We start from the raw sequence: 21,119 nt of genomic DNA, 5'->3' as shown, positions 1-21,119 counted from the left end.
TATCGGTCAGTGACCCGACGGCCACGTGGCGTCAGGTGCGTTCAGAACAACCGCAGGTTTCCGAGGTAGACCTTGCCGCCGATCGCCACCGGCATCTGCTCGCTGGTGATCTCCCAGAGGTCACCGTCACCGTCCCACACTTCGAGTCTTTTGCCCGTATACGACAAGTCGATGGCGACGGCGACCCGGCTGCCGTCTGTGCCGAGCGGAGTGCAGTCCGACGGTGACGCAGGATGAATCACATACTCACCCGTATAGGCGTCGACCATGCGGCTCATATCGTAGGTCATGATGAGGGTTCCGAGGCCACGCAGCACCAGTCGCTCGGGATCGTCGTCGGCGCCGTAGGACTGGTTCTGCCACAAAACGGTCCCGTTACGTGGGCTGATTCCCGCATAGGTCGTCTTGTTGCCGTCGGTCTTGATGGCGGTCGGCACCGATGTCTCCGCAAGCCCCGCCTCGCCAAGCGTCGGTCGCACGCTGGGTCGCCAGCCCGACGGGAGATCCGCGGTTCTGGTGCCGTTGCGATCGAAGATCCCGGTCGGTGACTGACCGTCGTCGAAGACGAACCCGTCGATGAAGACGTTCCAGTTGTCGTCGGGGATCTTGTCGAGCGTCTCACGCCGCAGCACCTCTGTGCCGTCTTCGAGCCGGATCACCCGGAATTCCCACTTCGACAATGGTTGTGCGGGGTCAGGGGCGGACTCGATCATGGCCAATCGGACCTGGCCGAAGACGTCGATCGAATGCCGCGTTTCCATCGACCCGACACTCGGCCGGTTATCGGACCAGCTGATCGCCGGAAGTTCCATGCCATCCATACCGATCGATCGCAGTGCCGGCGGGTTCGGCCGATCCGGCCTGTCCACGAAGACGAAACGCTCACCTGCGACCGTCAGGCTGTCGATATTTCCCGGCGTGGTCACGGTGTTGATGATCCGGCCTGCCGCGAGATCGACCACGATCACCGCATCGGAGCGGATCGACGAGCCGGCGAGGTGGCATGCGGCGGCTGCATGGGAGGCACCGACGACGCAGCTGCGCAGGCTTCGTTCGCTGGTGTCCACCACGATCGGCTGGGCGCCGTCCCGGAGCCGACCGGTATTCGCATCGACGATGTCGAGGTAGCCGATGGTGTCGTAATCGGGCAAGCGGGCCGTGTGGCCGACAAGGACGATGTCGGAATCTCCGCCGAGTGCCGACACCGTCTCCGCCTGCGAACCGGGAGGGCCCGGAATGTCCTGCAGCGTCCAGACCGGGGCATCCGGCCGTTTATCGAGTGCCGGCAGTGCCGGTGTGACAGGGCGGCGAGGCAGCTGCGCCGCTTCCGCCGCACCCGCGTCGTTCCGGAATGCCCGCACACCGAGCACGCCTGCGACAACCAGAACCATCACGACGGCAAGCGCCCCGCCGACCAGGACCGCATAGCGGCGTGGTGCGGTTCGCGGTGAAGCGATACCGGCACCCTGCGGCCTCGGCGCGACCGGACGCCGGCCGGGTCCGATCGGGCCCGGACCGACGACAGTTGGTGCGTGACGGTCGGAGTTCGCGGTCCCGGCCAGAGGGTGCGGTGCGGACACCGCGAGCGCCTGACCGAAGGCAGCCGCGAAGTCCCTACTGGTAGCGAAGCGATGCTGAGGGCTCTTCGCCATCGCCCGGGCGAATACCGCATCGACGTTCAGGGGGAGATCAGGGCGATGCTGTCGCACACTACGGACGGGCTGCTGGGCATGCGCCATGATGACCGCGACGGGGCTGGTACCGGTGAACGGCTGCGCGCCGGTGAGCAGATGAAAGGCGGTGGCGGCCAGGGCATACTGGTCCGATCGCGGCTCGACGGGTAGCCCCCGCATCTGTTCGGGGGAGGCGTAGGCGATGGTGCCGATGGTCATGCCGGTTCCGGTGAGATCGGAGTTCTCCGGTCCCATGCGTGCGATGCCGAAATCGGTCAGCAGGTAGTGGCCGGTCCTGGCGAGCAGGATGTTGGCGGGCTTCACGTCCCGGTGGACCATGCCGCGAGCACCCGCATAGTCGAGCGCATCGGCGACCTCCGCGATCGCGCGTGCCACCTCGGCAGGGGGCAATCCGCCCGGCGAGGTGGTGAGGAGCGCGGATAGATCGATGCCGTCGATCAATTCCAGCGCGATCCACAACCGCCCGTCGGCCTCGCCGCGGTCGTGGACGCTGACGATGCCGGGATGCGACAGAGATGCGGCGAGGTCGGCCTCACGTTCGAATCGGCGGCGGTATGAGTCGTCGCGGGTGAACTGCGCGGCAAGCACCTTCATCGCGTCGGAGCGGGGTAGCCGTGGATGTCGGGCGATGTAGACCTCGCCCATGCCACCGACACCGAGTAGGCGTTCGATGGTGTATCCGGCGAACACCGATCCCGGTTCCAATGCCCCCACGTGCGATACCTCCCAGATCCGATAGTGACAAGATCACACCGTATCCATCGCTCGTCGGCAACTGTGCGGCCCGGAGTAGCGCAATTGCCATCTTCCGCAGCGTAAGTATGTGCATTAGTGTCGATCGGGGGTCATGTCGGCAACGGCACCACCCAGGAGGCGACGTCATGATGCGTCGGCGGACAGTGCTCGGGCCCATCGCGGCGGCCACGGTCGCGGGGCTGGTCGTATGTGGTTGTAGCGATGATGACCGAACAGGCGAGCAGGCGAGTGCGACACCCTCGGTGACCGCCTCGGTCATGCCAAATCAGGCCGCGGGCGTTGACATACCGGCGGACCGGATCGGCAATGCCGTCGATCGGCTAGGGGGACTGGCCGAAGAGCTGATGGCGTCATCGAAGATCCCCGGAATGGCAGTCGCTGTGGTGCACGACGGCAGGGTGATCTACAGCGACGGGTTCGGCGTCGGCAACGTCGATAGTAAAACGGAGGTCGGCCCCGACACCGTATTCCAGCTGGCGTCGGTATCGAAATCGGTCGGGGCAACGGTCGTCGCACAGCAGGTGACGGCCGGAAACGTCGAATGGGATACGCCCATCGACCAGCTGATGCCCTCGTTCGCGCTGAGCGACCCGTATGTCACCGACCATGTCACCGTCGGCGACCTGTACGCACACCGGTCAGGGCTGCCCGATCACGCCGGTGATCTGCTCGAAGACCTCGGATACGACCGTGCGCAGGTGCTCGAGCGATTAGGCCTGCTGCCGCTTGGGCCGTTCCGGGATTCTTACGAATACACCAACTTCGGGTTAACGGCCGCCGCAGAAGCCGTTGCACAGCGCAGCGGCACCGACTGGGAAACGCTGTCGCAGCAGGCCCTCTATGCGCCGCTCGGGATGAACGCGACGAGTTCGCGCTACAGCGACTTCGCCGACCGCACCGATCGCGCCGATGGCCACGTCCTCGTCGACGGTGAGTACCGGGTATCGAACCCGGCACGTCAGCCGGATGCGCAATCGCCGGCCGGGGGAGTGAGCTCCTCGGTCACCGATATGGCGAAATGGATGACGATGGTGCTGGCAGACGGAACCGCGGATGGACGGACGGTCGTCGCCCCGAACGACCTGCTCCCCGCGATCTCGCCGCAGTCGGTGTCGTCCCCGCCGCAGGCACCGGACGCGCGCGCAGGCTTCTACGGCTTCGGCTTCAACGTCAGCGAATCGTCCGCCGGACGCGTGGTGCTCAGTCACTCGGGTGGATTCGAGCTCGGGGCCGCGACCGCGTTCACGCTGATCCCCTCCGCAGACGTAGGCATCGTGACCCTCACCAACTCCGCACCGATCGGCGTGCCCGAGACTCTCAACGCCGAGTTCGCCGACCTCGTGCAGTTCGGTGAGATCCGACAGGACTGGTACGCGCTCTATCAGCAAGCAATCTCCCCGATGGGCGCTCCGATAGGCGAACTGGCCGGTGCGACGCCGCCCGCCGACCCGGCTCCGGCCGGTTCGCTCCCCAGCTACGCGGGCGTCTACGCCAACGCGTACTACGGGCCGGCGACCGTCAGCGAGATGGGCGGGGCATTGACATTGACTCTCGGCCCGGAGGATATGGACTTCCCACTGACCCACTGGGACGGCGATACCTTCATCTTCACGCCACCTGGGGAGAACGCGACCCCGGGGACGGTGTCCAAGGCGACTTTCGACGACAACCGGCTCGTGTTGGAGTACTACGACAAGGAAGGGCTCGGGACCTTCGATCGGGAGTCGTGAGCGGGCCGCATACGCGGCAGGCGCCGATGCGCAGGTCGCGTTCTGCGCATCGAGGGATTCGGTATCGCGGGGGAGCGGGCTAGTTGTTCGCCGTCTTGGATGACTCGGGGGAGCAACGCGCAGAGCGACGGTCGCGTCCGTTCGCCGGCGTGGTATCAGCAGCGGGGGCCTTGTAGAGGGAGAAGCCGGTCTTGGCTGGATCTGCTGACATCAATTTGCGATACGTAGATATGCGCATCTATGCATGTACACTCTCTTTCCTTCAAAACCTCCGATACGCACATCACGTCAAAAACACATGGACGGGAGAGATCCCTGCGATCAGAAATAGCCGGCGGGGGAGAGCAGATGACCGCTTCAGGTCTCCTGCCTGCTGTCTGCTCGTGTCTGCGCGGGTTCGTCTGTGCCGGTGCCCGGCACGTGCGGGGTGAACCGGCCGGAGACGAACTCTTGTGCGGCGATCTTCGCGCGGATGACCGGTTCGCGGTAGCGGGCTTCGCGTGCAATGGCTTTGGCGAGTTTGGTCGAGTCGGGGGGGTAGCGCCAGCGCGACCACGGCGCGGTGGGTCGGCTCAGTCGGATCGCGCCGACGATCAGCAGGAACGGGAAGAAGAGTCCGAGGAACCCGGTCCACAATTTTCCTTTGAGCAGGGTGAGGACGGCGAGGCCGTATTGCACGGCCAGCCCGGCAATCGAGACGATCAGCGTCGCGTTTTCGCCGTCGTCGGTGTATTCGTCGAAGTCGTTGGCGAGCCCGAGCGGGTGGATGCCGAGCAGGAACAGCATCGAGATCGCGAAGGCGACCATGACCGCGTCGATGCTGCTGCGGCCCTCCTCGGCCCAGTAGACGTCGCGCAGATGCAGTACCAGCGCGAACTCGTCGAGCACGAGCGCCGACCCGATGCCGAAGAATGTGGCGAGCACGCAGTTCAGGACGGGGGTTTCGTGCGCGGCGAGGGCGACGAGCAGCAGGCCCGACATCAGCATGGTGACGAGGCCGAAGACTACGTGGTGGATGTGCAAGCCGCCTGGGGTGACGTTGCCGGGCCACCAGGAGACCTCGGCGCGAATCATCCTGGTGCTGATCCGGATGAACAGAAATGTCAGGAGGAATGCCACCATGAGGAAGAACAGGGGCAGACGTCCGTTGTCGACGATGGTGTCGGAGAACCAGTGTGTCACCGCGGGGCTCCCGGTTCCCGCGTTCGCCGACCGGTGTGGCCGCAGGACATGGGTGCGGTCCCTTCCCCGAGGAGTGGTGGCAGCCTATGGACTACTGAATGGGCGATTCGCCACGCGCCCCTGGTTGTCGTTCGCTCACGGTGTGCCTACTGGAACTGTAGTAGGTGAGGGCGTCACGAGTGGTTGATTCGCGCGCGGCGGGACCTCTCATCTGCGGGTCCGGTGGTCGACGCTGTGCGAGCATATGAGCTGTCCCGGAGCTCGAGTTCTTCGCGAGGTGGTGCGTGTGAGTGTGCCGATCGATCGCGACGCGGCGGCGGGCTCCGCGCCCGGCCGACGACCTACCGGGTTCGTGCGTAGCGCCTCCGGCAGTTCGAGTGCCGAAGCCTTTCTGATCATCGCGATCGCGACGATTCTGCTGACCCGGCTGTATCTGGTGCTGACCGACTACCCGCAGGTCGGCGGTGGGACGCTGCATATCGCGCACGCGTTGTACGGGGGTGCGGCGATGATGGTGGCGCTGCTCATCGGGTGGATGGTGCTTGGTTTCGGCGCTCGGATCGCGTCGGTGGTGGTCGGCGGTATCGGGTTCGGTCTGTTCCTCGACGAGGTTGGCAAGTTCGTCACCGCGGACAACGACTATTTCTACGGTCCGTCCGCGGAGATCATGTATGTGCTGGTGTTGGTTGTGTTGCTGGCGAATCGGGCGGTGCGGGTGTTCCGTGTGCCGACCACCGAGGAGTATCTGGCCAATGCCGCTGCGATTGCGGCGGATGGTGTGGCGGGCGGGTTGGCGGCGCACCGTCGCGATGCCGCCGTGCGGATGCTGGATCGAGCCGAGGACGGTGGCGCGGACGTGACGGCTGTGCAGGGGGTTCGGTTGTTGCTCGAGGCGGCAGATCATCGCGAGGACCGGCTGTATGCACTGCGTCAGTTCCTGCCGCGGTTGATTCCTGGGTTCTTTCGGAGTCCGCGGTGGGTGTCGGTGGTGGGGTGGTTGTTGGTGGTGGCGTCGGCGGCGGGTGTGATTGTGGGTGTGGTTCAGCTCGTGACCGGCGGGCTGGATATCGATACCTCCGATACGTCGATCGAGATCGAACAGATGGGGATTTCCGGGGCGATCCTGTTCGTGAGTGCGTTGATCACGTTGTTGCTGGCGGGTCCGGCCATGTTCAAGATGCGCAGTGATGGCCCGTTGTGGCCGTTGCAGGCGTTGCGGATTGCGGCGTTGGTGTTCACGGTGCTCAACGCGTTGGTGGATTTCGCTACCGAGGGGTTCGGTGCGCTCGTGAATGTGGGGTTCGGGCTTTTCGCAATGGCGGTTGTTTCGTATCGGTTCTCTGTGCGTGTCAGTGAGATTGCGGTACGAAACGAGGCGTGAGCGGGATGGCGGGAAGGTCGTCCGCCGGGTTGTGGGGAGGCAATGCGGAGGATCGCGGCGTTGTAATCGAATGGTCGCTTGGTTGACTCTGTGGGGGAGTCAGATTGCAGCACGTTCACCGTTGTGCTGGACGGACACGAAGGGCGTATGCTGGATATTTGCTTCTGCTGTAACAGGTCGAGTGGACAACTGTATTTATTCGTTGTCGGGGTTTCATAACGCGACACTCGGAGTTGGTCTCAGTGCAAGCGGCGGGTGAATCACAAGGTTCTCGGGACCGGAAACAGTATCTGTGGATATTGGGGCTCATCGCCCCAGCGTGTGCGCTGTTGCCGTCGCAGTTGGTGTTGCGCACCGGATCCGAAGTGTTCTGGTGGATCGGGCCGATCATCGTATTGATCGCCATCCCGGTGCTGGACGTGCTCGTCGGTGAGGACGGCAGCAATCCCCGCGATGAGGATTACGAGGCACTGTCGAACAATCACTATTACCGCTGGTGCACCTACATGTTCTTGCCGATCCAGCTGGTTGGTCTGGTGATCGCCGCGTCGATGTGGGCGGGAGACGAGCTGAGTTTCGTGGACAAGCTCGGTTTGGGGGTCACGCTCGGTTTCGTCAGTGGGATCGGTATCAATGCCGCGCATGAGCTCGGGCATCGGGTGGAGCATCTGGAACGGTGGCTGGCCAAGATCGCGCTGGCCCAATCCGGGTATGGGCATTTCTTCGTCGAACACAACCGCGGACATCATGTGCGGGTGGCCACGCCCGAGGATCCGGCCAGCGCACGGCTGGGTGAGTCACTGTACGAGTTTCTGCCGCGGACGGTGGCGGGCGGGTTCCGTTCGGCTCTTACGCTCGAAGGTGATCGGTTGCAGCGGCAGGGGCGCGGGTGGTGGTCGCCGCACAACCACATCCTGCAGGCCTGGGCGATGACGGTGGTGTTGTTCGGCGCTTTGACCGCCGTGTTCGGCTTGTCGGTGCTGCCGTGGTTGCTGCTGCAGGCGGTTATCGGCGCCGCATTGCTCGAGACCGTCAATTACGTCGAGCATTACGGCTTGCTGCGGCGTCGTCGCCCGAACGGTCGCTACGAACGCTGCTCACCTCGCGACAGTTGGAACAGTGACCGGCTGGTCACCAACATCTTCCTGTTCCATCTACAACGCCACAGTGACCACCATGCCAACCCTGGCCGTCGCTACCAGACCTTGCGCAGCACCAGCGAGGCTCCGCAACTGCCTGCCGGCTACGCCACCATGATCCTGCTGGCAGCCATCCCGCCGCTGTGGCGTTGGGTGATGGATCCGCGGGTGCTCGATCACTACGCGGGTGATGTGACGCTGGCGAATATTGCACCGCGCAAGCGGGAACGGTTGTTGGCCGCTCACGCCACAGCGCCGGGTGGGTCTGGCTCGCCTGGGCGGCAAACCACCTAGGGGCTGTCCTCGAATCCGGCGTGGGTGGCCGGCCTTCGATTGTGGGTGGCGTCGACGCTCCAGGTCAGAGCCGGTATCACTGTCGATCTGGGCCGGTTACTTTTCGATCACGGCGCAGGTGGGTACCCCTTATTCAGGTCGAGCCGAGAGTCAGCCGATTCGGGACCGAGGAGGCCCAATGAATGAGTCGATACAAGCTCAGACCATCGGATCCGCACCGATGTCCCGATCGCGCGAAAGCCTGGCGGGGAAAGACGGAAATTCTTCGGACAGTTACGAAAATATCGAGCCCTGGTTCGATAAGCGCGAGGCTTTGGACCCCGACGATCCGCATCGTTCCCATATTCGCGACGAGATCATCGAGCTGTGCCTACCGCTGGCCGAGCACATTGCGCGCCGTTTCGGTGGACGTGGCGAATCGTTCGACGACCTGCAGCAGGTCGCCCGCATAGGGTTGATCCAGGCCGTGGATCGCTTCGACCTCTCGCACGGCAGCACCTTCCTCGCCTACGCCGTACCGACCATAATGGGCGAGGTGCGTCGCCACTTCCGTGACCGCACATGGGCGGTGCGGGTGCCGCGCACGATGAAAGACATCCAGTTGCGCATCGGCCCGGCCACCGAAGCCCTGTCTCAGCGCTTCGGGCGGGTGCCGACCGCTCGTGAGGTGGCCGCCGAACTCGAGGTCGATCTGCCCCAGTTGACCCAGGCGATGGTCGCCGCCAACGGGCACACCAGTAATTCGCTGGAATCGATCGCCCGTGACGACGATGACGCCGGTAGTGCGGTACAGCGCAGGCTCGGTAACGAGGAGCCGTGCTACGGGCTGCTCGAGGACGCCATGGCGGTGCGGCCGCTCATCGCTGCGTTGCCGAGCCGTGAACGGCAGGTGCTGGTGTGGCGGTTCTACGGGGCGATGACGCAGAATCAGATCGCCGAACGTCTGGGCGTCTCCCAGATGCAGGTGTCGCGCATCCTGTCGCGCACCCTCGCCTCGCTGCGTGAGCAGGCGCTGGCCGAACCGGCGGCCGCATAATCCTCACCCCGGCTGGGTGGTGGTGCTCTTACCTGCCCGCCGGGGTTCTCGCGTGTAGGGGTCCTCCGTGTTGCGTGGTTGACGGGCTGCCTCTGACGGCCCCACCCACCATGCATTCCCTATGGTGTGGTCGGGATCACAACGAACTTTCGCCTGTGGCGCGGCGCCCTGCTGGCATGTTGTTAGTCGCGGTAACAGTAATTTTCGGGCGTTGCTCGACCGGGCAGGGAGGCTCCAATCATGTCGATCGAGACGCCCGCGGCGCGGCGGAAGCAGCGGATTGCCCAGCTCTACGCCGACGATCTTCAGGCCCGCGCCGCCGCGCCGGACGAGGCGGTTCTCGATTCTGTGCGCACCCCGGGGATCGGCGTCGCCCAGATCGTGGCCAGCGTGCTGGCCGGCTATGCCGACCGGCCCGCCCTCGGGCAGCGCGCCTTCGAGACCGTGACCGATCCGGTGACCGGGCGGTGCGAGCGCCGCTGGCTGGACCGCTTCGAGACTCTCACCTACGGCGAGGTCGGCGATCGGGTCGAAGCGCTCGCCGCGGCCTGGCAGCGTGCGAGTCACGGTCAGATCAGGCCGGGGCAGATGGTCGGCATCCTCGGTGTGGCCGGTGTCGACCTGACCGTGATCGACCTTGCCTGTGCGCGGCTCGGTGCGGTCGCGGTGCCGTTGCAAGCCGGCGCGACGGCCGCGGCGCTACGGCTGATCGTCGCCGAGACCGAGCCGCGGATCTTGGCGACGACACCCGAGCTGCTCGAGGTCGCCGTCGACTGCGTCGTAGCGGCACCGGCGACCCGCCGACTTGTCGTGTTCGATCATGTTCCGGAACTGGACGCGCACCGCACCGCACTTGCGGGGGCGCGCGAGCGGCTGGCCGCGGCCGCTCCGACGGTCACCGTCGACACTTTGGCCGAGGTGATCGAGTCCGGACGCCAGATCCCGAGGGCCGCAACGTATTTCGCGGATGCGCAGGATGACCCGCTGGCGATGCTCATCTACACCTCGGGAAGTACCGGAACACCCAAGGGCGCGATGTATACCGATCGGCTGGCCGCGGGGATCTGGTTGCAGGGCTTGGCGCGCAAGGCCGGCTCGAACCCGCCGGCGATCAGCGTGAACTACATGCCGATGAGCCATCTCGCCGGACGACTGGCGTTGACCGGTGTGCTGGTCCGCGGCGGTACCGCCTACTTCACCGCAGCCGCGGACATGTCGACGCTGTTCGACGACATCGCGCTGGTGCGGCCCACCGAGATGGTGTTCGTGCCACGGGTCAGCGACATGATCTTCCAGCGGTTTCAGAGTGAACTGGCGGCGGGTGGGCGAAGCGCGGAGCAGGTGCGGGTAGGGCTGCGCCGCGACGTCCTCGGCGGCAGGCTCATCTCCGCCTCCACCGGCAGTGCGCCGCTGGCACCGGAGTTGAGAACATTCATGGAGTCGCTGCTCGAGATCGAGTTACACGACGCCTACGGCTCCACCGAAGCCGGCGGCGGGCTGGTGGTCGACAACCGGGTCCGCAGACCGATCGTCATCGACTACAAGCTGCGCGATGTCCCCGAACTCGGCTACTTCTCGACCGATCAGCCGTATCCGCGCGGCGAGCTGCTGCTCAAGACCGTGGCGATGATCCCCGGCTACTATCGGCGCCCCGACATCACCGCGCAGGTCTTCGATGCCGACGGCTTCTATCGCACCGGTGACATCGTCGCCGAGCTCGGCCCGGACCAGCTGCGCTATCTCGATCGCCGCAACAACGTACTGAAGCTGTCGCAGGGTGAGTTCGTTGCGATCTCGCAGTTGGAGGCGGTGTATGCGGGCAGCCCATTGATCCGACAGATTTTCGTCTACGGCAGCAGTGTGCGCGCCTACCTGCTCGCGGTCGTGGTACCGACCGATGAGGCACTCGCCGCCGGTGGTGATGCAGTAGCGGCGTCGGTGCGCGGTATCGCTGCCGAGGCTGGGCTGGAGCCATACGAGATCCCTCGCGACCTCATCATCGAGACCGAGCCGTTCACCATCGAGAACGGGTTGCTGTCCGGGATCGGGAAACTGCTACGTCCCGCGCTCGAGCGGCGATACGGCCCGCGCCTGGAGGAGATCTATCGCGACCATTCCGAGGGTCGGTCGGCGCAGCTGCTCGCGTTGCACACCGGCGCGGCCGAGGTGCCGATCGTGGAGACGGTGCGGCGGGCGGCGTGTGCGCTGTTGGATTGCACGGCAGCACAATCGACGCCGCAGGCCCATTTCGCCGATCTCGGTGGCGACTCGCTGTCGGCCTTGTCGTTGGCGAACGTCCTGAAGGAGATCTTCGGTGTCGACGTGCCGGTGAGCGTGGTGACCAGCCCGGCGACCTCGTTGGGCGATCTGGCCGAATACATCCGCACCGCACGAGAATCCGATGCCGAGGTGGTGTCCTTCGATAGCGTGCACGGCGCGGGAGCTCGCCAGGTCAGGGCCGAGGATCTGACCGCTGAACGGTTCATCGACGCCGAGACGTTGGCAGCGGCGCCAGGGCTGCCGGTGGTGACGACAACCGAGACGGTGCTGATCACCGGAGCCAACGGCTATCTCGGGCGCTGGCTGTGCCTGCAATGGTTGCAGCGCATGCAAGCCGTCGGGGGTCGCGTGGTGTGTCTGGTGCGCGCGAAGGACGCCGATGCCGCCAGGCGCAGGCTGGATGCGGCGTTCGACTCCGGCGATCCGGATCTGCTGCGCCGGTACCGGGAACTGGCGGTGGACCATCTCGACGTCGTCGTCGGTGACATCAGCGCGCCACGACTGGGCTTGGATACGCAGACGTGGGGAGACTTGGCGCGGTGCGTCGACCGGATCGTGCATTGTGCGGCGCTGGTGAATCATGTGCTGCCCTACGCACAGTTGTTCGGGCCCAATGTGGTCGGCACCGCGGAGCTGATCCGGTTGGCGATCACCGCCCGGCTCAAGCCCTTTACTTATCTGTCGACGGTTGCGGTGGCCGCCGACGTCGACCGCGCGGCGTTCACCGAGGGCGGCGATATCCGGGCAGGTAGTCCTGTGCGCCGCAACGGCGACGGGTACGCCACCGGCTACGGCAACAGCAAATGGGCCGGTGAAGTGCTGTTGCGCGAAGTGCACGAACTATGTGGGTTACCGGTGGCGGTGTTCCGGTCGGACATGATCCTTGCCCACCCGCACTACGCCGGGCAGCTCAATGTCCCGGATATGTTCACGCGCCTGCTGATCGGGCTGGCGGCCACCGGCATCGCACCCGCGTCGTTCTATCCGGCCGGTCCCGAGGGCGGGCGGGCGCGGGCCCACTATGACGGTCTGCCTGCGGATTTCACCGCCGAGGCGATCACCGTGCTCGGTGCTTCACTCGAGGCGGGCCATGTCGGTTTCGACGTGGTCAACCCACACGATGACGGGATCTCACTCGACGTCGTTGTCGACTGGATGATCGAGGCCGGAATCCGCATCGAGCGCATCGATGAATACAGCGACTGGCTGACCCGCTTCGAGGCGGCGCTGCGTGCGTTGCCCGAACAGCAGCGCCAGGCCTCGGTGCTGCCGCTGCTGCACGCGTTCGCCCGTCCGGCGCCATCGCACCCCGGATCGGCGGTCCCCGCGGGCGAATTCCGTGCCGCGGTCCGCGCTGCCGCACTCGGCGCCGACGCCGATATTCCGCACCTGACAGCGGATTTGATCGCCAAGTACGTCTCCGATCTGCGTCTGCACGGATTGATCTCGCAGACATAGGGGGCGACGAAGGTTCGCTGTCGTCGGCGCGTCGAACTACTACGCCTCGCCTAGCCTTCCGCACCCATCCTATAGGTGAAACCAATGCTGGCATGAGTCAGCAAGTCTTGGACTCTATAGGTCCAGCTGGCGCATCGTGGAGCTGTCGGACAAACAGCCCCCGAAAGGATGGCCATGCAGGATCTCGACGGTGGAGTCGCACGGTTCCATGAGCGTGTGCTGCCACGCAAGGCCGGCCTGTTCCAGCGGCTGGCCACTCACCACGCACCGCACACGCTGTTCATCAGCTGCTCGGATGCGCGCGTGGTGCCGGAACTGATCACCCAATCCGAACCGGGGGAGCTGTTCGTCATCCGGACGGCGGGCAATATCGTGCCCGTCTACCGCGGCGACGCCGACGGGGTCGCTGCCAGTATCGAATACGCCGTCACCGCCCTCGGTGTGTCCACCATCGTGGTGTGCGGCCATTCCGCCTGCGGGGCGATGACGGCAGTGGCCACCGGTGCCGATCTGGCCGCGATGCCGTCGGTGGCGGCGTGGTTGGGGCACGTCAACGCCGCGAATGCCGACGGTGAGTCCCGCGCCGCTGCGGTTGCCGCGCTGGTGCGCGACAACGTGGCCGAACAGCTGGACAACCTGCTGACCCACCCGAGTGTGGCGCGCGCTGTCGCCGACAGTGCGGTCGAGGTCCGCGGCTGGGTCTACGACATCGCCACGGGTTCGGTGTCGCCTGCCGAACCCGCGTCCGCGCTCACCGTCTGACTGTGTCATCTGTTGATAGGAAAGGAAACTCAATGCACGCACAATTCACTCAGACCGCACGCAACCAAGTGGCCGAAGACGCGGTGGCGGCGAAGATCGCCAAGGATCTGACCTGGCAGCAGATCGCCGATGCCGCGGGCCTGTCGGTCGCGTTCGTCACCGCCGCCGTCCTCGGTCAGCACGCGCTGCCCCTGGAGTCCGCGCAGGCGGTCGCGCGGCTGCTCGAACTCGGCGACGATGCGGCGGTGCAGCTGCAGGCGATCCCGACTCGCGGATCCATCCCCGGCGGTATCCCCACCGACCCCACCATCTACCGCTTCTACGAGATGCTGCAGGTCTACGGCACCACCCTCAAGGCCCTGGTGCACGAACAGTTCGGTGACGGCATCATCAGCGCCATCAACTTCCGTCTCGACGTCGCCAAGGTCGCCGACCCCGACGGCGGTGAGCGCGCGGTGATCACTCTCGACGGCAAGTACCTGCCGACCAGACCGTTCTGATAACGCCGTCCGCCGCAGCCCACGCCACGGTGGCTGCGGCGGATCGTCGGCCGATTCATCGCTGAGCGCGCGCAACCTCCCGGGTAGCGGTCGATGCCGGGCTTCCTGCACGCCGAATGCCGACCAGCAGCATGACCGCAGCGGCCGTGGCCGCCACCCACGGGGCGGGTTCGAAAATGAGCGCGCAGACCGCGGTCCAGGCGAGCAGCGCCAAGGCCAGGAACGCCGGTGGTGTGATGGCGCGGCGGTCCATCCAGATCACCATCACACCCAGTAGCAGCAATGGTGCGCCGAAGCTGCCGGGACCGAACCAGAAGCCGCCGATCGGGGCGGGCAGTTCGGTGATGTCGGCATCGAGCGACCACAACCCGAACGACAACCATTCGGCGAAGTGGCGATAGCTGAACACCGTCGCCGCGGTGAGGTGAACGGCGCCGAGGAACGCGAGAATCCGTCCGGCCCAGTTGATCATGATTGCCTCCTCGGTCCACGAGTTACGAGACTCACGGTATCGAAACTGATGGTTTCGTATGATGCCAGCATGGCGACGACGAAACAAGCGGGGGGCCGCCCGCGGGAGAGTCGGGTTGATCACTCGATCGCAGCGGCCGTGCGCGGACTGCTGGAAGAACGCGGATACGCATCGTTGACCGTCGACGCGGTCGCGGCGCGGGCCGGAGTGAGCAAGGCGGCGATCTATCGCCGCTATGCCACCAAACAAGAGATGACTTTCGCTGTCCTGCTGCACGACCTGCGCGAAGACCCACCCGGCGACACCGGTTCGCTGCGCGGAGACCTCGGCGCACTCGCCGAACGAATCGGTGAGCAGCTGAGCCGCTCGAGCTCGGACGTGATGACGGGTCTGCTCGCGGATGTGCGGGCCGATGCCTCCCTCGGTGACCGGTTCGCCGGCACCTACCTGGCCGTCGAGCGCACCATCATCACCACGCTGCTCGATCGCGCGGTCTCCCGGGGTGAACTGTCGCGTCGCCCGGATCCGGCGGTGGTTCATGTACTGCTGCTGGGTCCGCTGTTCGCCTGGCTCATCATGCTCGACGAAGATCCCGCCGGCGCACCGGATCTCGCGCGCGCCATCGCCCGGATCGCCTCCGACGCCTTGGTGGCGAACATCGTGCCCGCCGACCAGGGGTAGGTGGTTGTTCGGTCAGTCGAACCGGCCCAGTGGCTGGGTCGAGCAGCGGAATGCGCCGCCGAACAGCCTCGACACCGAGAAGTCGACGTATTCGACGGTGATGCCACGGGACTGCAATTGTTGTCCGACGCGTTCGAACTGCGGGTCGGTGATATAGGTGTCGGCGTCGATGGACAGTCCGTTGGTGGCCATGGCGGCGGCCTCGTCTTCGCTGACCTCGATGCGTTCCCAGTTCCGCACAGTCGCGGGCACACCGTCGGGAAGCCGATCCGGGCAGACGATCATCAACCCCTCGCGCACCAAGCCGATGGCGCAATCCAGATGCAACACATGGGGTTTCAACGGCACCGGCGTGACGGAGTATCCGTCGGGGCGCAGGTATTTCGCCAGCCATTCGGTGCCGGTGCGGTCGGTGGCCATCCCGGATTCGCCGACGAACACTTCCTTACCGAGGACGAGCACGTCACCGCCTTCGAGAAACGGTCCCGGGCCTGCCGAACCATCGCGGCCGACCTCCGGGATCGGGAGCGACACGTATCGAGCCGGTGTGGGCAGCACCTGATCGAGCAGCAGTGAACGGCTGGTCAGTACCTCGAGGCGGCGATGCCGGAACTGCAGCGTCCCTTCGATCACGTGCTCACCGATGGTGAACCAGGGGTCACGGACGAAGAAGTTCGCGTAACCGTTGGGCCCGGCGGCCACCTTCTCCGCCTCGGTGAACAGCCGCGGTCGCAGCACACGGACGCCGTAGCGGGTCAACACCGCGGCTAGATTGTCGCGTTCGACTTCCCACAGGCGCTGCTTGTCGGGAAAGACCGCCCCGAATTCTTGGCCCCACGTCCCTTCCAGGACGTGGACTGCTTCGGGCTCGACCGGCATCTGATGGCCGAGGATCGCCGGACTGTCCGGTGCCCGGAGTTCACATCGCGACACCACCACCGTCCGCAATGTCGCGAACTCGCTGTCCACCCGGATCCGCGCATCGATGGCAATCATCCGGAAACTCTAACCAGCCGAGACTCACAGGGCGGCCCACAGCACGACAACGGATTCACAACGAGATGGGCACCCCGCCCATCGGCGACAGCTAGCGCATCCGGCAATCGATGGGCTATCCGAGATCGGGTGCGGATGAGGAGCCCTCAGCCGACGCGCTCGGGCTCCGGCAACGCGCCCTGCGCCTGAACGCGGGAAAGCTGCACTGCCGCAACACACATCACCACCACCGACACCGCCACCACCGTGATCCCGACAGGCCCGGTGTTGAGCCGCTCCTCGAGCACGGTGAGGCCGAGGAACATCGCGCCGAGTGGCTCGGCCACCGTGAACGCAGGCAGCGATGCCGACAACGCACCCACCTGATAGGCGCGCTGTTGCAGATACAACCCCAGCAGACCCGAGCCGACCATGGTGTAGAGCTCCCAGCTGCTCAGGGCCGCACCCACCCCGTCGCCGAACAGTTCGACCACATGCTGGGTGAGCGCAGCCGACACACCGAACAACAGGCCCGCGGCCACACCGAGCAGCATCGCCCGCAACCCCGTCACCGGCACCAGCGCAGCAGCTGCCACTGCCGCGACGACGAGACCCAGTACCAGCGACAGCGGACCCATCCACCGCGCCCACGGCGCATCACGCACCCCTGCGGACGGGTCGCCGACAATCAGGAAACAGGCCAGCGCGATCGACAACGCGATCGCATACGCCCAGGCCACACGCGTGACGGGGACATCGTTGTAGCGCGCGGCCAGCGGCAGCGCAAAGATCAGCGAGCTGACCAGGATGGGCTGCACGATCAGCACCGAACCCAATGCCAGCGCCACGATCTGGAAGAAGAACGCGCCGCCGTCACCGACGATGCCCGCCCACCAGCGTGGGCTGCGCATCAGGCCGGCGAGGAAAGCCGCACCGGCCGGGACCTGCGCGGCCGCCCGCTGCTGAGCGACCGCCGCCACCGCGAACCCGAGCGCGGCGATGAACGCACACACCACGGCTGCCACCGGGACATTGCTCACCCGGACCAGTCTGCCGCCGGGTCGACCCACGGGCGAGACCAACGCGCGGTGCGATCACCGACAGAGTCGAACCCCTTACCTTCGCTGAGCGCTCGTCTGCGATTCCGGGCATGTGCGGGGAGACCTTCGCGGGGTTCCGGTAGTAACCGCCGAAAAACCAACGGATATGGCGAAGCCACAGCTGATCGCCGATGAAGCCTGGTTCGGTCTGCGGTGTGGGCGAGGTCGACATCGAGGGCGAGCTCGCCCAACTCGGACCGACCGGCTACCGGCCGCTGCGGGTCCGCGACACCTTGTTCTGATCGGCCACCGCACTGGGTCGAGGTGGTGATGGCGGGTGTGGCGGCGGTGAGAGGTAGGACACGATCGGCCGTTCCCGCTTGCTACTCTACCCTCCCGTAAGGGTAGAGTTTTGCTCGCTAAGTGGTAGCTGATCTTGATGTGCCCGGCAACGCGGCCGAAACGATCAGATCCTCACCCCGTGCTGGGGCCATCCACTCGCGCTCCTGACGATCTTCTCCCCGGCGACGTTTCTCGAGGCTCGGGTGCGCCCGCATGCACGTGAGCCCAAGGAATGGAGTTCCTCCTGATGGTGTCGACGAAACAGCGGCCGGCCGACGAGGGTTCAGTGCTAGCCGCGCTACGCAGCCCGGCACGGCTACGGACCGAGATATTGGCCGGTCTGGTGGTCGCGCTGGCGTTGATCCCGGAGGCGATCTCGTTCTCCATCATCGCCGGCGTCGATCCACGGGTCGGGCTGTTCGCCTCCTTCACCATGGCGGTGACGATCGCGATCGTCGGTGGTCGCCGGGCGATGATCTCCGCCGCGACGGGGGCGGTCGCGCTGGTGATCGCGCCGGTGGTCGCAGAGCACGGCCTGGACTATCTGATCGCCACGGTGATCCTGGCCGGTGTATTGCAGATCGTGCTCAGCGTGATCGGCGTCGCGCGGCTGATGCGGTTCATCCCGCGCAGCGTGATGGTCGGCTTCGTCAACGCCTTGGCCATCCTCATCTTCACCGCCCAGATCCCACATCTGATCGGGGTGCCGTGGCTGGTGTATCCGATGGTCGCGATCGGCATCGTGATCATGGTGTTGCTGCCGAAACTGTCCACGGTGGTTCCGGCGCCGCTGGTGGCGATCGTGCTGCTGACCGCGGCGACCATCGTGTTCTCGCTGAATGTGCCCAACGTCGGCGATGAGGGCGAATTGCCGTCGAGCCTGCCGAGCTTGCTCCTCCCGGATGTCCCGTTGAACCTGGAGACCCTGGGCATCATCGCCCCGTATGCCGTGGCGATGGCGCTGGTGGGTCTTCTGGAATCGCTGATGACCGCCAAGCTGGTCGACGACATCACCGACACGCATTCGGACAAGACCCGCGAGGGCTGGGGTCAAGGAGTGGCCAATGTGGTGACCGGGTTCTTCGGTGGCATGGGTGGTTGCGCGATGATCGGCCAGACCATGATCAACGTGAAGTCCTCCGGCGCCCGCACCCGGCTCTCGACGTTCCTGGCCGGTGTGTTCCTGCTGATCCTGGTCGTCGGGCTCGGTGACGTGGTCGCGCTGATCCCGATGGCAGCGCTGGTCGCGGTGATGATCATGGTCTCTGTCGGCACGATGGACTGGCATTCGATCGCACCGAAGACCCTACGACGCCTGCCGATCGCCGAGACCACCGTCATGGCCGTCACCGTCGCGGTCACCGTGGCCACCCATAACCTCGCCTACGGCGTGATCGCCGGCGTGCTGACCGCGATGGTCGCCTTCGCGCATCGAGTCGCGCATTTCACCGAGGTCGACAAAGTGGGCGAGGCCGATGCCGATCACGACGGCGCGATCGACACCCGCGTCTACAAGGTGCGCGGGGAACTGTTCTTCGCCTCCAGCAACGACCTGGTCTACCAGTTCGACTACACCGGCGATCCGGCCAATATCGTGATCGACATGTCGGACGCACACATCTGGGACGCCTCGACCGTGGCGACCCTCGACGCGATCACCACCAAATACGCCGCCAAGGGCAAGACGGTGGAGATCATCGGCCTAAACCCGGCCTCGGAAGCGCGCCACGACCGGTTGTCCGGGCACCTGGTGGGTGGGCACTGAGGTGGGCACCGACACCCCCAGCTACCTGCAGATCGGGCAGGTAGCCGAGCGCACCGAGTTGTCACTGAAGTCGATCCGGCACTGGGACGAGGTCGGGCTGGTCCAGCCCTCGGCCCGCTCGGCGGGCGGTTTCCGCCTCTACACCGAAGCCGACGTCGCCCGGATGCTGCTCATTCGCCGAATGAAGCCCCTCGGGTTCACCCTGGCGGAGATGAAACAGGTACTCGAGGCGATCGAGGTCCTCGACGACACCGCGGCGGAGCCCGTCGCGCGCGCGGCGGCGCAGGCGGAGCTGCTCGCCTTCCGTGACAAAGCCGCCGCCAGCGCCGACCGGCTGCGCCGCCACCTGGCCTACGCCGAGGAGTTCACCGGGCTGCTCTCGACACGGGCGTCGGACTCCCCGCCGTGATCTCACCACTGCCCGCCGCCCGGTGGTTGCGGTGAGCGGCTCGAACACCAGCGGGGAGCCGACCCCGGCCGGTGAATGGAATGGCTGCCCGTTCATCGGTCGCGGTGCGCGGGCAGCCCGACCGCGGTCGCGGCGACGACGATCATGGCCGCCGCGATCAGCAAGAACGCTCGCTCGTAGCCGTCGGCCGAGCCCGCGCTCGCCGTGATCAGCGCGGCCAGACCCAGGGCCGCGCCGATTTGCTTGGTGGTGTTCATCAGCCCCGATGCCGCGCCCGCGTCCGCGAGCGGGATCCCCGCGGTCACGGCCGCGGTGAGCGGGGTGTTCAGCAGTCCCGCGCCGATGCTGAAAACGAGGGCGGGGCCCGCGATGCCGGTCAGGTAGGTGCTGTCGGGGCCGAGTTGGGCTTGCCAGGCGAAGCCAGCCGCGGCCGGCATCGCCCCGGCGGCGATGAGGACCCGGGCCTCGACCCGGCGCATCAGCCAAGGGGTCACCTGGGTGCCGACAGCGATGGTGACCAGCGTGTGCGGCAAGAACGCGAGTCCGGTCTGCATCGGGGTGTAGCCCAGGACATTCTGCATCGACAGTGTCAGGAAGAACCACATCGGACTCAGGCACGCCCCAGCCAGCAGCATCGCGACATTGCCGAGGGCGACCGAGCGGATCCGCAGCAACGACAACGGGATCAGTGGCGATTGAACCCACCGCGTCTCGACAAGGATGAACACGGCCATCAGCGCCGCTCCTGTCGCCAGTGCCAGCATCGTCACCGGTGCCGACCATCCGCTCGTCGCGGATTCACCGAACCCGTAGGCGATCGCGGCGAGCCCACACGTGACCAGCACCGCCCCCACCACATCGAGGCGGACCCGGGAATGATGCGCGGAGTCCGGGGCAATGACCGCCCCCGCCACCGCCAGTGCGAGTACGCCGACGGGCACGTTGATCAGCAAGGTGGCCCGCCACGACGCGAATTCGGTGAGGACACCGCCGAGCAGATTGCCCGCCGTCCCACCGGCCAAGCCGAGCGCGGTCCAGACCGCCAGCGCCCGCGTTCGCCGCGGCCCCTCCGTGAAGGTCGTGGTCAGGATCGTCAACGTCGCGGGCGCAAGCACCGCCGCGCCCACCCCTTGGACAGCGCGAGCGCCGATCAACCCCCCCCGGCGTCGAGGCCAACCCACCGACCAGGCTCGCGACGGTGAACACCAGCAGCCCGGCGAGGA

15 protein-coding genes and 1 pseudogene are annotated in these 21,119 nt (G+C 65.9%); 10 read left to right on the top strand and 6 right to left on the bottom strand.

Annotation, left to right across the window (positions count from 1 at the left end; all coding sequences use genetic code 11):
* Nucleotides 1-41: 41 nt before the first annotated feature.
* Nucleotides 42-2,408, bottom strand: coding sequence for a serine/threonine-protein kinase (locus tag GV792_RS02290; protein WP_163821895.1), 2,367 nt, complete (start codon nt 2,406-2,408; stop codon nt 42-44).
* Nucleotides 2,409-2,575: 167 nt separating this feature from the next.
* On the opposite strand from GV792_RS02290, the gene GV792_RS02285 reads away from it, so the two are divergent.
* Nucleotides 2,576-4,180 (top strand): serine hydrolase, encoded by a 1,605-nt coding sequence (locus GV792_RS02285; protein ID WP_163821894.1) that lies wholly within the window; start codon nt 2,576-2,578, stop codon nt 4,178-4,180.
* Nucleotides 4,181-4,594: 414 nt separating this feature from the next.
* Here GV792_RS02285 and GV792_RS02280 read toward each other — a convergent pair.
* A pseudogene (locus GV792_RS02280) lies at nt 4,595-5,302 on the bottom strand (hypothetical protein); the annotation flags it as partial.
* 412 nt (nt 5,303-5,714) lie between these two features.
* Between GV792_RS02280 and GV792_RS02275 the strand changes: the two are divergent.
* From GV792_RS02275 to cynS, 6 genes are all read left to right on the top strand, one after another.
* Nucleotides 5,715-6,743, top strand: a complete 1,029-nt coding sequence (locus tag GV792_RS02275; RefSeq protein WP_163822208.1) for a hypothetical protein — start codon at nt 5,715-5,717, stop codon at nt 6,741-6,743.
* A gap of 233 nt (nt 6,744-6,976) precedes the next feature.
* Nucleotides 6,977-8,176 carry an alkane 1-monooxygenase gene (locus tag GV792_RS02270; protein ID WP_256673732.1) on the top strand — a complete coding sequence of 400 codons (1,200 nt, stop codon included), beginning with the start codon at nt 6,977-6,979 and terminating at the stop codon, nt 8,174-8,176.
* A 178-nt stretch (nt 8,177-8,354) separates the two neighbouring features.
* Nucleotides 8,355-9,212 (top strand): RNA polymerase sigma factor SigF, encoded by an 858-nt coding sequence (locus GV792_RS02265; protein ID WP_375154446.1) that lies wholly within the window; start codon nt 8,355-8,357, stop codon nt 9,210-9,212.
* A gap of 240 nt (nt 9,213-9,452) precedes the next feature.
* The gene (car, locus tag GV792_RS02260) at nt 9,453-12,950 is read left to right on the top strand and encodes a carboxylic acid reductase (protein WP_163821893.1); all 3,498 of its coding nucleotides are present in this window, start codon (nt 9,453-9,455) and stop codon (nt 12,948-12,950) included.
* A gap of 174 nt (nt 12,951-13,124) precedes the next feature.
* Nucleotides 13,125-13,712, top strand: coding sequence for a carbonic anhydrase (locus GV792_RS02255; RefSeq protein WP_163821892.1), 588 nt, complete (start codon nt 13,125-13,127; stop codon nt 13,710-13,712).
* A gap of 32 nt (nt 13,713-13,744) precedes the next feature.
* Complete coding sequence (cynS, locus tag GV792_RS02250; RefSeq protein WP_163821891.1) at nt 13,745-14,212, top strand: cyanase; 468 nt, start codon at nt 13,745-13,747, stop codon at nt 14,210-14,212.
* Between the two features lie 55 nt (nt 14,213-14,267).
* Here cynS and GV792_RS02245 read toward each other — a convergent pair whose 3' ends face one another.
* Nucleotides 14,268-14,684, bottom strand: coding sequence for a DUF6463 family protein (locus GV792_RS02245; protein ID WP_163821890.1), 417 nt, complete (start codon nt 14,682-14,684; stop codon nt 14,268-14,270).
* Nucleotides 14,685-14,753: 69 nt separating this feature from the next.
* Between GV792_RS02245 and GV792_RS02240 the strand changes: the two genes are divergently transcribed.
* Nucleotides 14,754-15,365, top strand: a complete 612-nt coding sequence (locus tag GV792_RS02240; RefSeq protein ID WP_163821889.1) for a TetR/AcrR family transcriptional regulator — start codon at nt 14,754-14,756, stop codon at nt 15,363-15,365.
* A gap of 12 nt (nt 15,366-15,377) precedes the next feature.
* Here GV792_RS02240 and GV792_RS02235 read toward each other — a convergent pair whose 3' ends face one another.
* Nucleotides 15,378-16,361: a dimethylarginine dimethylaminohydrolase family protein gene (locus GV792_RS02235; RefSeq protein WP_163821888.1), complete on the bottom strand. Its 984-nt coding sequence runs from the start codon at nt 16,359-16,361 to the stop codon at nt 15,378-15,380.
* A 146-nt stretch (nt 16,362-16,507) separates the two neighbouring features.
* The gene (locus GV792_RS02230) at nt 16,508-17,380 is read right to left on the bottom strand and encodes a DMT family transporter (protein WP_163821887.1); all 873 of its coding nucleotides are present in this window, start codon (nt 17,378-17,380) and stop codon (nt 16,508-16,510) included.
* A 589-nt stretch (nt 17,381-17,969) separates the two neighbouring features.
* On the opposite strand from GV792_RS02230, the gene GV792_RS02225 reads away from it, so the two are divergent.
* Together GV792_RS02225 and GV792_RS02220 are read left to right on the top strand one after the other, a co-directional pair.
* Nucleotides 17,970-19,487, top strand: coding sequence for a SulP family inorganic anion transporter (locus GV792_RS02225; protein ID WP_163821886.1), 1,518 nt, complete (start codon nt 17,970-17,972; stop codon nt 19,485-19,487).
* Between the two features lies 1 nt (nt 19,488).
* Nucleotides 19,489-19,896: a MerR family transcriptional regulator gene (locus tag GV792_RS02220; protein ID WP_163821885.1), complete on the top strand. Its 408-nt coding sequence runs from the start codon at nt 19,489-19,491 to the stop codon at nt 19,894-19,896.
* 92 nt (nt 19,897-19,988) lie between these two features.
* Here the strand turns inward: GV792_RS02220 and GV792_RS02215 are convergent, their stop codons facing one another.
* Nucleotides 19,989-21,011: an MFS transporter gene (locus GV792_RS02215; RefSeq protein ID WP_309139063.1), complete on the bottom strand. Its 1,023-nt coding sequence runs from the start codon at nt 21,009-21,011 to the stop codon at nt 19,989-19,991.
* Nucleotides 21,012-21,119: the final 108 nt, after the last annotated feature.

The organism is Nocardia cyriacigeorgica, from assembly GCF_010868145.1.
Classification (GTDB): Bacteria; Actinomycetota; Actinomycetes; order Mycobacteriales; family Mycobacteriaceae; genus Nocardia; species Nocardia cyriacigeorgica_D.
The sequence above is the reverse complement of the archived record's forward strand: the minus strand, read 5'-3'. Positions and strand labels throughout refer to the sequence as shown.

Excerpts from the sequence above, each read along its gene's own strand:
- GV792_RS02285 (WP_163821894.1), top strand. The coding sequence starts at position 2,576 with ATGATGCGTCGGCGGACAGTGCTCGGGCCCATCGCGGCGGCCACGGTC.
- GV792_RS02265 (WP_375154446.1), top strand. The coding sequence starts at position 8,355 with ATGAATGAGTCGATACAAGCTCAGACCATCGGATCCGCACCGATGTCC.
- car (WP_163821893.1), top strand. The coding sequence starts at position 9,453 with ATGTCGATCGAGACGCCCGCGGCGCGGCGGAAGCAGCGGATTGCCCAG.
- GV792_RS02255 (WP_163821892.1), top strand. The coding sequence starts at position 13,125 with ATGCAGGATCTCGACGGTGGAGTCGCACGGTTCCATGAGCGTGTGCTG.
- cynS (WP_163821891.1), top strand. The coding sequence starts at position 13,745 with ATGCACGCACAATTCACTCAGACCGCACGCAACCAAGTGGCCGAAGAC.
- GV792_RS02245 (WP_163821890.1), bottom strand. The coding sequence starts at position 14,684 with ATGATCAACTGGGCCGGACGGATTCTCGCGTTCCTCGGCGCCGTTCAC.
- GV792_RS02240 (WP_163821889.1), top strand. The coding sequence starts at position 14,754 with ATGGCGACGACGAAACAAGCGGGGGGCCGCCCGCGGGAGAGTCGGGTT.
- GV792_RS02235 (WP_163821888.1), bottom strand. The coding sequence starts at position 16,361 with ATGATTGCCATCGATGCGCGGATCCGGGTGGACAGCGAGTTCGCGACA.
- GV792_RS02225 (WP_163821886.1), top strand. The coding sequence starts at position 17,970 with ATGGTGTCGACGAAACAGCGGCCGGCCGACGAGGGTTCAGTGCTAGCC.